This window comes from Wenyingzhuangia sp. IMCC45467, from assembly GCF_054111205.1.
Map to the genome: position 1 here is coordinate 2,513,252 of NZ_CM134196.1, position 13,033 is coordinate 2,526,284.

Here is a 13,033-nt window from a genome sequence, read left to right on the forward strand (position 1 = left end):
CATTTTTATGAAGTCGCCTAATTACAACTAAAAGTTAGCTCTTAATTGTACACTACCAGTGTGAATGGTATTACTAGTTGTGTTTTTTCTTCCATTATAGCTTAAACTTAGGTCTAATAATTGGGTTAGTTTTTTTTGTACAATTAAAGACCAGGTATAGTTTCTATTGGGTTGTAAACCTTCTAAAATTCTATATGATGCAGGTGTGTTTAAAGGTCCTACATAATTGTTTTCAATAATATTAACGTTTGCTATTACAGATCCTTTACTAGCGTTGTTGTAGTTGTATTCTAAGCCAAAATCATGACTTTTTAACGATTCTAAACCTAAATTATTATACTCATCTCTATAAGTATATTGGGTTTCTATGGTAGAAAATTCATCTTTTAAAAAACTAATTGATGGGTTAATTTCTTTAGAAAGAATGTTAAAATTTCTACTACTAAAGCTTGTGCTGGTGTTGTTGTTTATTTTTGTGTTGGCTGTAGTGGCAATAATCCATGAGTCTAAAATATTGTGTTGAAAATTAATTTCGTGCATGTTTTGACTAGCGGTTTGAAAATCACTACTAATGTTTTGGGTGTTTTTGTTGTTTTGAAACGTATAAGTAGTACTAAAATGCTGTAATCCTCTGTTAAAAAAGAAGCTGGTTCTCATGTTTTGTTGCAAACCAATTACATCATTGTTTTTGATGTCAAAAGGGTTGATGTTAAATTTTTCACCATCTTTTAACTGGTCTTTATTGATTAAAATACTAGACTGATTAGAAAAGTGAGATAGAGCTTTTAGCCATTTTGAAGTATTGTTCTTAAACTGAATAAAATTGATAAATACAGATTGACTCAGTTTTGCCTTTTGTGTAGCTACTCTGTTAATGTTTGGCAATACTACTCGTAAATAATTGGCTTGATCTGCAAATTGTGCCACTTCAAACTCATCAAAATCTTTAATTCTGTTGTTGTTTAAATCACCTAAATAAGTGTAATATCCTTGTCCTGGTTCTACTTCTATATAGGTAAAGTTTTGTTGTGGGGTACTCCCTGAGGTAGTTTCGTAAACGGTTGCCCAACGTAAAATGTTTTTAAAGAATTGTTGAGTATATTGTGCTCGTCCGTTAAAAACATCAATGTCATCTGTGTAAAAATGTTTTACTTTTCGGTAGTTGATAAACGTTTTTAATGAGGTTTGTTCTGTTTTAATCCATTGGTTCTCTATGGAGTAATTTTTTGCATTTTGAACTTTTACAGCCTGGTTTGCTCTTACACTGTCTATTTGTGTAATATCAAAACCAAATTTAGAATAGACTTTGGTAGAATCTCCAACTCCAAGAACCAATCCTGTTTTAATCAGCTTTTGATTGTTTAGGTTTAAAGTATTTGTTTGGGTGTTTTCTTGTTGATTGTCTTCAAAATTAAATAAACCAGTTATCCATGCTTTTTTAAGTTGGTATTTTAACGTAGAGATATTTCTAATAAAATATCCTTGTTCACTATTATTACTGCTTTTTAAATAACTATTTTGAGTGTTTAAAATGGCTTTTCCAAAAGTATTGTAAGTGTTTAATCCAGTTTTGTATCCTTTAAAAGCGTTTCCTAATTTTAAATAATCAATATTTAAAGTGATTTTATGTTGATTGTTTTTTTGTGTAACTAAAGTGTTTCTAATATAGGTTTGATTTCCTAAAAAGTTAGGTGTTAAATTCACATCAATATTCCAATCTCTGTTAAATTCAGCATTATACAAACCTTCTACATTGTTAAAGTTTTTTTGCACAAAATCTAAATCCAATAAATTGTTGGTGTTCCAATCTCCATTGCTTATTTGTTGTTGCCAAGTTAAGGTAGTAGCCAATCCGTGGTTTTGGTTGTCGTCTTTTGATGAAAATAAATTACGATCGTTATTACTATAAGCAACCTCAGAATTGATAAAAGATTTTTTGTTGATTTGATAGCCCGCATTTACCACAGCCATTTGTAGTTTGGTAGGAGCAATTAACAAGGTTACGGGAGAATAATCTCCTAAATTTGTCCCCACATACTCATAGATCGTTCCTGTAGCGGTGGTTTTACTAATGGCATAATCTCCATTGTTAGTTCCTACATAACTAAACTGAACGCTAAATAAATTTTCGTTTTTATGAGTGCTAAATTCAAAATTCCCAGCATTGTTTTTCAAGTATTGAATTCTGTTTTCATCATAGTCAGTAGCTACTGCACTATTAGTAATCATTTGCGATGGATTGTTTCCTGCTTGTTGTAAAACTAATTTTTGTTCATCGCTTAAGTTTTGCTGTAATGGTTGGTTTTTAACATCGTTTTCATTGTAAAAATATGTTCCAATACTAAACTTTTCATTTTGATAAGTGACTCCGTCATGGGTGACAAAACGGTTGTAATTTCTATCATTATATTGAAAATCAATAATAATTCTTTGCGAGGAATTGATGGGGAAAGTAGGGGTAAAGGTAATTTCAGCAGTGTTGTAATCAATAGTATAATCGTGTTGTTCGCCTCTTTTTAAAGTAATTCCGTTTACGTAAATAACTTCGCTACCAGAAATTACCACAATATTCTGTTCTCCGTTACTTCCGTACAATTTATAAGGGCCTTGATTTCCTTCTACAGCACTAATGTTTTGTGTAGTAAATTTTCCTTTAACCAAAGCTCCAGAAGCGGTGATAAATGTTTTTTGTTCTCCGTCATCTAAAGTAACATCAAGTTTAGCACCATTAATTTTTTTGGTAAAATTTAAGAAGTAACTGTCTTTGTTTTGTAAATCAACATCTCCTGCTTTTATATTCCAAGTATCTGTAAAAAGTTCAATAAAAACCCTGTCAAATTCATTAATTCTTTGCGATACTCCATTTTCTTGAATAGGAATGTTAGAGTCTTTAATACTGGCTCTAATTTTTAAATTTTCAGATAAATTTCCTGTAATCTGTAAATCTAATCCTGAGTTTAATACGGAACCTTGGTTGTTACCAACGGTAATTCCTCTAGTGATGTTACCATAAGTATTTAAATCTCCAAAAAAATCGTTTTTATTAAAGCTTTTACCTAAAGAAAAGGTGCTTGCCGAAGGTGTGGCTTTTGGAATAATTAAATTTTTATCAAACGGACTATAAGTTTGTGTTAAAAACGATGGATAATTAAAGTAGCTAACTTTTAGTTGTTGAGGTGTTTTATTATAAAAATAAAGCTGTCCTTTTTGTGGATTAAAATAGTATTGGGTTGATGGAATAATATTTCCATCGGTGTCTTTTACTTCAAAATTTATAGGACTAATAGCAACATTTTCTAGCGTAACGGTATCTTGACTAGTAGTAATATTTTTGGTCACACGGTTTTTGTTAACTATTTGCCCAAAAGAGCTATAGCATAGGAGATAGAAGAAAATAAATTTGAATACTTTCATTAATTAACAAACGAGTGTAGAACTAATTTAGTGAACTATTTGTCAAAAAACGATTTTGAAAAAGAGAGATAAAAAAATAGCTTATTTTTTACGTTCCACCACGTAATCTATCATGGTTAGTAAAGATGCTTTGTATTCAGACTCAGGATAAGTGTTTAAAATAGCTAAGGCTTTGTTTTTATAATCGTTCATTTTGTTGGTGGTATACTCTAGGCCACCATTGTCTTTTACAAACTGAATAACTTCTTTAACTCTCTTTTTATCGGTATTATGATTTTTAACAGAGTTAATAACCCATTTACGTTCTTTATCGCTACAGTTGTTTAGGGTATAAATTAAAGGCAAGGTCATTTTTTGTTCTTTAATGTCAATTCCTGTAGGTTTTCCAATTTGTTCTTCAGAATAATCAAACAAATCATCTTTTATTTGAAAAGCAATACCAATGTACTCTCCAAACAAACGCATTTTATCAACCTCTTCTTTACTTGCTCCTACAGATGCAGCTCCAATTCCACAACAAGCAGCAATTAAAGTAGCTGTTTTTTGTCTGATGATTTCAAAATAAACATCTTCAGTAATATCTAAACGTCTGGCTTTTTCTATTTGTAAAAGTTCTCCCTCGCTCATTTCTCGCACCGCGATAGAAATGAGTTTTAGAATGTCAAAATCATCATTGTCTATGCTTAATAACAATCCTTTAGAAAGTAAAAAATCACCTACTAAAACAGCAATTTTATTTTTCCAAAGAGCGTTTATAGAAAAGAATCCTCTACGTTTATTACTGTCATCTACCACATCATCGTGTACCAAAGTTGCGGTATGAATTAATTCAATAACAGCAGCTCCTCTATAAGTTCGTTCATCAAAAAGTCCGTTAGAAACCATTTTAGCTACCAAAAACACAAACATTGGTCGCATTTGTTTCCCTTTTCTACGAACAATGTAGTGGGTAATACGATTTAACAACGGTACTTTTGTAGCCATGGCTTCTTTGAATTTATTTTCAAAGGCAGCCATTTCTTGGTAAATAGGTTGTTGAATGCGTTCTGTTATTTTCATTCTGTTTTGGATGCAGTGTTAAAATGTAAACTTATAAAAAAGTTTTATTCTTCTTGTTGAGATGTTTTTACTCTTTCTGCAGCTTCTATTACTTTAGACTTTAATCCTTCTTTATAAGCAACAATACTGTCTAAAACAGTGCTGTTAGATGCTCCAATAATTTGTGCTGCCAAAATTCCTGCATTTTTAGCTCCGTTTAAGGCCACAGTTGCTACAGGAACCCCACCAGGCATTTGTAAAATAGACAATACAGAATCCCAACCATCAATAGAATTGCTGGATTTTACTGGTACTCCAATTACAGGTAATGGACTCATACTGGCTACCATTCCTGGTAAATGAGCAGCACCACCAGCTCCTGCAATAATTACAGAAACACCTCTTTTATGTGCGTTGGTAGAAAAATCGAATAACTTTTCTGGAGTTCTATGTGCAGAAACAATATCTACTTCAGTTTCTATTTCAAATTCTTTTAAAATATCAATGGCTTGTTGCATTACTGGTAAATCTGAATCAGATCCCATTACGATGGCTACTTTCATTATCTTTATTTTTTAGTAAAAGGATAAAGAGTAGAAGGTAAAAGGTATTTGCTTGCAGGCTAAAAGTCTTTGTCCTTTTTTTCTTTATGTCTTTTAACTGAATTGTTTGTTTATAATTATAAAAGGTGATTTATATGATAAAATCCTTTGACCTTTTACGAATTGTCTTTTGACTTATTTTGATATTACTTTTACTGTGTTTTTTACCAATTCTGCTGTTTTACGAGCAATGTTGATGTCTTTATTTACAATGGTTACATGTCCCATTTTACGGAAAGGTTTGGTTATTTTTTTTCCATAAATATGAGGTGTAACACCGTCTATTTTTAAAATATCGGTAATGTTTTCATAAACTACATTTCCTTCGTAACCTTCGGCACCTACAAGGTTTACCATAATTCCTGCTAATTTGCTTTCGGTATTTCCTAAAGGTAAATTTAAAATGGTACGTAAATGTTGTTCAAACTGACTGGTGTGAGAGGCTTCAATGCTATAATGTCCACTATTGTGTGTTCTTGGAGCAACTTCGTTAATAATAATATCGTCATTCTCTGTTTGAAACATTTCTACTGCTAATAAACCAACGTGTTCAAAAGCATTGGCAACATCCATGGCAACTCTACGAGCTTTGGCAGCTACATCATCGCTAATACGAGCAGGACAAATTACATATTCTACTTGATTGGCTTCTGGATGAAATTCCATTTCTACCACCGGATATGTTTTTACTTTTCCGCTAGCATTTCTAGCAACTATTACAGCCAATTCGTTTTTAAAAGGAATTAAATCTTCTGTAATACATTCCGTATCAGGTAAATTGTTGATGTCATCAACAGAACGAACAATTTTTACACCCATTCCATCATATCCAAATTGGGCAGATTTCCATACAAAAGGGAATTCTGTTAAATTGGCTGCTTTTAATTCTGCTAAAGAATTAAAACGTTGATGTGGAGAAGTAGGGATGTTTTTTGCTTTGTAAAAATCCTTTTGCTTTCCTTTGTGCTGAATGGTTTCAATTACGCGTGGTTGCGGGTACACTTTAACACCTTCTTCTTCAAGTTTGTACAAAGCTTTAATGTTAACGTGCTCAATTTCTATGGTAAGTACATCTACTTTTTTACCAAAACGATATACATCGTTATAATCTAGTAGGTTACCAATAAAAAACTCGTTGCAATAAGGTGCACAAGGAGCCTCTTTAGAACTGTCTAAAATACAGGTATGAACATCAAATTTTTGGGTTTCAGCTAAAAGCATTCGTCCTAATTGGCCTCCACCAAGAACTCCTAATTTAAAGTCAGAAGAAAAATAATTTTCCATGAAATAATATTTGCTCGCAAAAGTACGAATAATGAAGTAATTTCTGTTTAAAAATTGGTGATTCTCACCACACCACCTTCAAGATATGCATTATATTCTCTTAAATAATATTCTTTTTCATCTATAATGACTCCTGTTTGATATTGAGTAAAGGTAATATCATCATTGGTACAACCTGCACAGGACATTTCTCCCGTGGCTTGATCTACTTGCATGGGAATATTACATTCACTAGGATTTGTATAAGGACAGCCTAAGTCAAAAGCTCTAAAGTTGTTGCCATCAATATTGAAAACAATAATTCCTTGGTAGCCATGTCCGTTTGCTATAGTAAATTGACCAACAAGGCTAATATAATTTGGATTTACATATGTGTTTACATTAACATTAGGAACAAGAGTGTTTTGTTGGTTAAAGTTACTTTTAACACATGCGGTTAGGGTAAAGAAAAAACTAAATAAAACTGCTTTTTTAATTAAGGGCATCATCTTTAAAATAATTATGCAGTAAAGATACAGCTATTTTTTAGCTTCCAATTATTTCCATATATTTGTGTATGTCTCATTTCCAAATGGTAATGAGATTTTTTTGTTAAAATATAAAGACGATGAGTGAAGTATCATACTATTCAGAAGAAGGATTTAAGAAATTAAAAGAGGAGTTAGAGTTTTTAGAGCAAACAGAACGTCCTAGAGTATCTAATGAAATTGCGGAAGCTAGAGATAAGGGAGATTTGAGTGAAAATGCTGAATATCATGCCGCTAAGGAGGAGCAATCTTTATTAGAATTAAAAATAGCTAAATTGAAAAATGTTGTAGCCAATGCTCGTATTTTAGATGAGTCGCAAATAGATACTTCTAAAATATTAATACATTCTAAAGTGAAATTAAAAAATATTGCTAATGGAATGGAGTTTAATTATCAGTTGGTGGCAGATTCTGAAACGGATATTAGAAACGGAAAATTATCTGTAAACTCTCCAATAGGAAAAGGATTGTTAGGACATAAACAAGGAGAAATAGCAGAAATTAAAGCTCCTAATGGGGTAATGAAATTTGAAATTGTAGAGATTTCTAGGTAGTTTTTTAGTACTGAGTACAAAGTAATGAGTGTTTAGTTATTAATTATTTACAATAAACCATTAAAAATGAGCATTTTTACCAAAATCATTAAAGGAGAAATTCCATCATACAAAATAGCAGAAAACGAAGATTTTTTTGTGTTTTTAGATATCAACCCAAATGCTGTTGGACATACTTTAGTAGTGCCCAAAAAAGAAGTAGATAAAGTTTTTGACTTGGATGATGAATTGTACACAAAATTGTTTCAGTATTCTAAAACCATTGCAACTGCTATAGAAAAGGCAATACCTTGTAAAAGAGTGGGGATGTCTGTAATTGGTTTAGAGGTACCACATGTACACGTACATTTAATTCCGTTAAACCAAATGGCAGATGCTACTTTTGGGAAAAAAGAAAAATTAACCGAAGCTGAGTTCAAAGCTGTAGCAGAAAAAATTGCAAGTTTTTTGTAATAGTTTCTACACTAAAATATTTAAAACCTTCTTGATTTATTTTCAAGAAGGTTTTGTTTTATTAAGCCTGTCCTAAAATAATTTGTTTGGCTGTTGAGGTGTAAATTCTCCCTATAGGAATTCTTTTACTGTTTATTTCAACAGAGTTTCCTTCTATAGATTGAACCTTGTTAATGGCAATAATGTAAGACCTATGAATTCTAAGGAATTTGTTGTCGGGTAATTCTTCTAAAATACTAGAAAGTGATTTGTGAACTACATGGCATGTTTTTGATGTAAATACTTTTACATAATCTTTTAAGCCCTCTATATAGTAAATGTCATCTTGCATTACTTTTACCAATTTTTTATCAACCTTTAAAAAGAGAGAAGCTTCACTTTGGTTGTCAGCTTGTAAACCTTGTTTTAATGAAATTTGATTGGTTAATTTATTAATAGATTTTAAAAATCGATGAAAAGGAATGGGTTTTACCAAATAGTCTAACACGTTTAAATCATACCCTTCAATAGCATATTCTGTATAAGCTGTGGTAATAATAACAAAAGGGGTAATTTTTGCGTTTTTTAAAAACTCTAAACCATTCATTCTAGCCATATTGATGTCTAAAAAAATAACATCAACATGTTCATCGTCTAAAGTAGGTAATGCTTCAATAGGATTATTAAAAGTGTTTAAAATAGTGATGTTGGGAAAATCTTTTAAATGACTTTCTATAACCTTAATGGCTAGAGGTTCATCATCAATAATAATACAATTAATTTTCATAGAGGAATGGATTTATATAGGTATTTCTAAGTATACACTGTAAATATTGTCTAGCTGATTTATTTGTAGTACATAATTGTTTTTATATAATAAATCTAAACGTCTTTGTGAATTTACAATTCCAATTCCATTAGATTCTAATTTTTTTTGATCTTCTTTAATATAATTGTTTTCAATACTAAAACTAAGCGTATGTTCATTAACTCGTTTAAAAACAATTTTTATATAAAAGTCTTTGTTAGAGCTGCCTCCGTGTTTAAAACTATTTTCTGTGTAAGTAAAAAAGAGTAAAGGCGGAACTTTAATATTCTCTACTTCATCAATACAGTCAATAGTAACTTTTAAGTTTTGATGTCTTAGTTTTTCTAAAGCAATATAATTTTTTAAATATTTAAATTCATCTTTAATAAATACGAAATCACTATTTACTTCGTATAAAACATATCTCATAATTTCTGATAGTTTTACAATTACTTCAGATGCATCATCAGATTTTATAAGTGTAAGTGCGTATAAATTGTTAAGTGTGTTGAAGAAAAAATGTGGCTGAATTTGAGATTTTAACAAATCTAACTCTGTCTTTAAATGTTCTTTTTGCAGCTTGTCTAATCTTGATTTTTCTGTACTCCAATCAAAAGAAATTTTAATAGCCGTTACGAGTGCTACTACGTAAACTTCACCCAATACCACGGCTACAATGTGGTTAATGGTAAAAGCTTCGTGATTATCACCAGCTTCAGGCCAAATATTTTCGGTTACTAAAAAATAATTCAATCCAGTTCTAACAAGGTATAAAAAGGCCATAGCTAAAGTGAATAGCATGGTGTATTGAAAATATTTTTTTTGAATAATATATTTAGGAAGTAGATAATAGATATTAAAGTAAACAATAATAATATGTAGAGAAAACTCTACCAAGTTAGATTTTAAAGAATAGTTGTAGTCTTGAAAATAACTTCCCCACCTAATAAAGTTAAATAGAAAATAACAAGCCCAAAAAACGACATGATATCTCCACGGAATGGTATGATGTTTAAATTCAATTTTTTTATTAAAATCTCGGATTAACAATTGTTTATGTGTTTTGGTTTTTTATGGTGTAAACGCAGTTTTTATAGTGTTTTGTTTAATAAAAATACATTTTTGATTGAAATAATTAGGTGTTTTGTGTTTTTTGTTGAATATTTTGTTTTGATTATGTCGTTAGTCAGTAAAATGATGTAGTTGGTATATTTTATTTTAAAAATTTTAGGGTGCTCCTGTAATTTTACGCTATAACTATTAAACAACAAAACTATGAGCAAATTAAAAAACGTGGTATTTTATTGCTTTTTTCTTTTCCTATTTCAGAGTGTTCTGGGGCAAGAAAAAACAATTACAGGTGTGGTAACCGTAGCATCTGATGGAAGTCCATTGCCAGGAGCAAGTGTCGTAATTAAAAATTCTAGTCAAGGAACCATGACAGATTTTGATGGGAATTTTAGTCTTAACGCATCGGTAAATGATGTGTTGGTTGTTACTTATATAGGAATGACAGAAAAAGAAGTAATTGTAACTTCAGAATCAGAAACTTTAAAAATTAGCCTTAAAGAATCAAGTACTTCTTTAAATGAAGTTGTGATTACAGCCTTAGGAATTAAAAGAGAAAAAAAGGCGTTAACCTATGCAGCGCAAGAAGTAGGAGGCGATGATTTAACAACTGTTAAACAAACCAACCCAATTAACAGTTTGTCTGGTAAGGCAGCAGGTATTGTGGTAACAAGAAGTTCGTCTGGAGCAGGAGGAGCTGCAAAAGTTGTATTAAGAGGTAATTCGTCTACTACTAACAATGATCCATTATACGTATTAGATGGAATTCCAATGTCGAATAACGGAAATGGTTCTAATGGTGAAGAGCCAGGGACTAGTATTTTTGGAGGAAAAACAGGAAATAGAGATGGTGGAGATGTAATGTCTATGATAAACCCTGATGATATTGAAAGTGTAACAGTTTTAAAAGGAGCTTCGGCAGCAGCCTTATACGGAAGTCAAGGAGCTAATGGAGTAATTTTAATTACAACTAAAAGTGGTAAAGAAGGTAAAATGTCTGTAAACTTTAATTCAAACTTTACAGCAGACAATGTCATGTCTTTACCAGAATTGCAGTCAGAATATGCTTCGCTATCTGTAGGACAGCCTATCGCTGAAAATGGAAATGTGTCAGATCCAAAATCTTGGGGAGCTAAAACAACAGGATTGTCTAACGATGCTAAAAGTTTTTTTAACACAGGATTTACAGCTATTCAATCTTTGTCTTTAACATCAGGAAATAAAAAAGCACAAACCTATTTCTCTTATGCCAATACTTTGTCTAATGGGGTGATTCCTGAAAACAAAATGATTAGAAATAATATAACTTTAAGAGAGACCATGTCTTTTTTAAAAGATAAGATTTCGGTAACAGCAAGTGTTAATTTATCAGATCAAAGAATTAATAACAGGCCAACTAGTGGTTTGTATTCTAATCCATTATCTGGTTTATACTTACATCCTGTAGGAATTGATAGAGATATTTATAAAAATAAATATGAATACTTTAATTCATCAACAAATATGATGGATCAATATGCAACCTCTTTTGATGAGAATATTCAGCAAAACCCTTATTGGATGATTCACCGAAATCCAACACAAGATATAGCGCAAAGAGTGTTTGCAAGTACACAAGTAAAATATCAAATTACAGATAAATTCTCGTTACAGTCAAGAGGAAGTTTTGATAAAAGTTTCTTTACGTTTGATAAAAGAATGTATGCCGGTTCAGACCCTGCTTTGGTGCCAGCAACGGGTAGGTATATTTTAGAAAAAACAGAAAATACGCAACAGTATGTAGATTTAATCGCTAATTATAATACAGATATTACTGATGATATTTCTTTTACAGGTTTGTTAGGAACTAGCTTAACAAAATATCAAATAGGAGATCAAATTAGTTTAGATTCTGGAGAAGGAAAAGGATTAACATATCCAAATTACTTTTCAGTATCAAATTTTGCAGAAACTAAAAATTTACAACAATCAGTTGGTAGGAGAGAAGTTCAATCTGTATTTGGATCTATAAATGTAGGTTTTGATAACAAGTATTTTTTAGATGTTACAGGTAGAACTGATTGGTCATCAACATTAGTAAATACCAACACTAAATCTTTCTTTTATCCTTCTGTAGGTTTAACGGCAGTTTTATCAGATATTTTTGATTTACCAAGAGCAATCTCTTTTGCTAAAGTTAGAGGTTCTTATGCAGAGGTAGGTAAAGATATTCCAGTATATGCAACCATACCTTTAAGCACTATTCCTGTAGGACAAAACAATTATCAAACCCCTCAAATAGGAGTTAAAGAAGGAGAAACATTACGCCCAGAAAAACAGGCTTCTTATGAGATTGGTACAGAATGGAAGTTTTTAGGCAACAGATTTGGAATAGATTTTACTTATTATGCATCTACCACAACAGATCAAATATTCTATATAGCTGCAGAACCTAACGTACACGGTTACACACAAAACATTGTAAACGCAGGGGAGTTAACCAATAAAGGTGTTGAGTTAATGGTAAATGCTACACCAGTTAAAACAGACAATTTTAGTTGGGATACATCTATTAACTATGCAAAAAATAAAAATGAAGTAGTTTCAGTACATCCATCTTTATTAGGAGGAGAAGCTGTATTAACTGCACCAGGAGTAAATGGGTACTCTTATTCTTTAGTAGAAGGAGAAGATTATGGAAGTATCAAAGGTCGTTCTGTGGTAAGAAATGAAAATGGTTTGCCAATTGTTACCGATGATGGTTCTGGAAATTTAGCAATTGAATCTACAGGTTTTGAAACCATTGCGCATGCACAGCCAGATTTTACTTTAGGATGGAAAAATAATTTTAACTATAAAAACTTAACGTTTAGCTTTTTAGTAGATGCTAAAGTAGGAGGTGATGTGGTAAGTGTTACCGAAGCGGTGAATGATTTTTATGGAGTGTCTCAAGCCACTGCAAATGCAAGAAACAACAATGGAGGAATGATTGATGTTGTAGATGCAAATGGAGTAGCAAAACAAATGACAGCTAAAGATTATTACACCAAAACAGCGGGTAGAGCAGGAATGTTAGGAGAATACGTGTACGATGCAACAAATGTTAGTTTAAGAGAAATTTCTTTAGGATATAATCTTTCTTTTAAAGACAGTTTTGTAAATACAGTAAGATTCTCACTAATAGCAAACAATCTATTCTTTATCTACAAAAAAGCTCCATTTGATCCAAACATTGCCTCTAGTACAGGTCAAGGTTTACAAGGAGTAGACCTTTATGGTCAGCCTTCTACAAGAAGTGTGGGGTTTAATGTTAACATAAATTTTTAA

10 protein-coding genes are annotated in these 13,033 nt (G+C 31.4%); 3 read left to right on the forward strand and 7 right to left on the reverse strand.

Annotated features, from left to right (window positions below; all coding sequences use genetic code 11):
* Window positions 1-27: 27 nt before the first annotated feature.
* The 5 genes from ACXGQT_RS10775 to ACXGQT_RS10795 form a co-directional block, all read right to left on the reverse strand.
* On the reverse strand, window positions 28-3,339 hold the full coding sequence (locus tag ACXGQT_RS10775; RefSeq protein ID WP_457828604.1) for a hypothetical protein: 3,312 nt from the start codon (window positions 3,337-3,339) through the stop codon (window positions 28-30).
* A 156-nt stretch (window positions 3,340-3,495) separates the two neighbouring features.
* Window positions 3,496-4,473: a polyprenyl synthetase family protein gene (locus ACXGQT_RS10780; RefSeq protein WP_457828605.1), complete on the reverse strand. Its 978-nt coding sequence runs from the start codon at window positions 4,471-4,473 to the stop codon at window positions 3,496-3,498.
* Window positions 4,474-4,517: 44 nt separating this feature from the next.
* Window positions 4,518-5,015, reverse strand: a complete 498-nt coding sequence (gene purE / locus ACXGQT_RS10785; RefSeq protein WP_457828606.1) for a 5-(carboxyamino)imidazole ribonucleotide mutase — start codon at window positions 5,013-5,015, stop codon at window positions 4,518-4,520.
* Window positions 5,016-5,189: 174 nt separating this feature from the next.
* A complete protein-coding gene (locus ACXGQT_RS10790) occupies window positions 5,190-6,338 on the reverse strand; it encodes a 5-(carboxyamino)imidazole ribonucleotide synthase (RefSeq protein WP_457828607.1) in 1,149 nt (382 codons plus the stop codon).
* Window positions 6,339-6,385: 47 nt separating this feature from the next.
* Window positions 6,386-6,826 (reverse strand): hypothetical protein, encoded by a 441-nt coding sequence (locus ACXGQT_RS10795; RefSeq protein ID WP_457828608.1) that lies wholly within the window; start codon window positions 6,824-6,826, stop codon window positions 6,386-6,388.
* Window positions 6,827-6,945: 119 nt separating this feature from the next.
* Between ACXGQT_RS10795 and greA the strand changes: the two genes are divergently transcribed.
* Together greA and ACXGQT_RS10805 are read left to right on the forward strand one after the other, a co-directional pair.
* Window positions 6,946-7,419 (forward strand): transcription elongation factor GreA, encoded by a 474-nt coding sequence (gene greA, locus ACXGQT_RS10800; protein ID WP_457828609.1) that lies wholly within the window; start codon window positions 6,946-6,948, stop codon window positions 7,417-7,419.
* A gap of 66 nt (window positions 7,420-7,485) precedes the next feature.
* Window positions 7,486-7,872, forward strand: a complete 387-nt coding sequence (locus ACXGQT_RS10805) for an HIT family protein (RefSeq protein ID WP_457828610.1) — start codon at window positions 7,486-7,488, stop codon at window positions 7,870-7,872.
* A 61-nt stretch (window positions 7,873-7,933) separates the two neighbouring features.
* On the opposite strand, the gene ACXGQT_RS10810 is transcribed toward ACXGQT_RS10805, so the two are convergent.
* Window positions 7,934-8,638, reverse strand: coding sequence for a LytR/AlgR family response regulator transcription factor (locus ACXGQT_RS10810; protein WP_457828611.1), 705 nt, complete (start codon window positions 8,636-8,638; stop codon window positions 7,934-7,936).
* Window positions 8,639-8,650: 12 nt separating this feature from the next.
* Window positions 8,651-9,709, reverse strand: a complete 1,059-nt coding sequence (locus tag ACXGQT_RS10815; protein WP_457828612.1) for a sensor histidine kinase — start codon at window positions 9,707-9,709, stop codon at window positions 8,651-8,653.
* A 225-nt stretch (window positions 9,710-9,934) separates the two neighbouring features.
* Between ACXGQT_RS10815 and ACXGQT_RS10820 the strand changes: the two genes are divergently transcribed.
* Window positions 9,935-13,033 carry a SusC/RagA family TonB-linked outer membrane protein gene (locus tag ACXGQT_RS10820; protein ID WP_457828613.1) on the forward strand — a complete coding sequence of 1,033 codons (3,099 nt, stop codon included), beginning with the start codon at window positions 9,935-9,937 and terminating at the stop codon, window positions 13,031-13,033.

What these genes read in the sequence shown, in the direction of transcription:
- ACXGQT_RS10780 (WP_457828605.1), bottom strand. Translation starts at nt 4,473, where the DNA reads ATGAAAATAACAGAACGCATTCAACAACCTATTTACCAAGAAATGGCT.
- purE (WP_457828606.1), bottom strand. Translation starts at nt 5,015, where the DNA reads ATGAAAGTAGCCATCGTAATGGGATCTGATTCAGATTTACCAGTAATG.
- ACXGQT_RS10790 (WP_457828607.1), bottom strand. Translation starts at nt 6,338, where the DNA reads ATGGAAAATTATTTTTCTTCTGACTTTAAATTAGGAGTTCTTGGTGGA.
- ACXGQT_RS10795 (WP_457828608.1), bottom strand. Translation starts at nt 6,826, where the DNA reads ATGATGCCCTTAATTAAAAAAGCAGTTTTATTTAGTTTTTTCTTTACC.
- greA (WP_457828609.1), top strand. Translation starts at nt 6,946, where the DNA reads ATGAGTGAAGTATCATACTATTCAGAAGAAGGATTTAAGAAATTAAAA.
- ACXGQT_RS10805 (WP_457828610.1), top strand. Translation starts at nt 7,486, where the DNA reads ATGAGCATTTTTACCAAAATCATTAAAGGAGAAATTCCATCATACAAA.
- ACXGQT_RS10810 (WP_457828611.1), bottom strand. Translation starts at nt 8,638, where the DNA reads ATGAAAATTAATTGTATTATTATTGATGATGAACCTCTAGCCATTAAG.
- ACXGQT_RS10820 (WP_457828613.1), top strand. Translation starts at nt 9,935, where the DNA reads ATGAGCAAATTAAAAAACGTGGTATTTTATTGCTTTTTTCTTTTCCTA.